A 391-nucleotide genomic window follows, 5' to 3' on the forward strand; every position below is an offset into this window, starting at 1 on the left:
CAAATAAGCCCATAAAATTGCCCAAAGTGGATAAGAAGAAGTTATGGGAACTGTTCTTGAGACTCCCATAATCTTCATAGCATTAAAGAAAAAGTAATCACCAATAACAAATCCAAATTGCGCAGAGATAAAGGCAACCAAAAGCTGAAGAGGTGTCATGTTTAAGACTTCTTTCCAGTTTCCATTAATTGTGAAGAAAATTGCGTAAACTACTGCAATAATATAAAGCCTCACTATATTCACGGTTACGGCGCTTTTGTTCTTCATGCTGAGCTTTAGCAGTATTGAGGAAAATGCCCAGCCAAATGCCGACAGCAGTGATAATACCACTCCAAGCATCAATGTGTTCATGTGGTCTAGCTTCTTCAATTAGCTTAAAAACTTAACGTTT

1 protein-coding gene is annotated in these 391 nt (G+C 37.3%); it reads right to left on the minus strand.

The annotated features are described in order from the left end of the window. Positions 1 to 351 (minus strand): EamA family transporter (locus E3E37_RS11440; RefSeq protein ID WP_240921988.1); only part of this gene is annotated, 351 nt, incomplete at its 3' end. Positions 352 to 391: the final 40 nt, after the last annotated feature.

The sequence above is a fragment of the Thermococcus sp. ES12 genome (assembly GCF_012027515.1).
Lineage (GTDB): Archaea > Methanobacteriota_B > Thermococci > Thermococcales > Thermococcaceae > Thermococcus > Thermococcus barossii.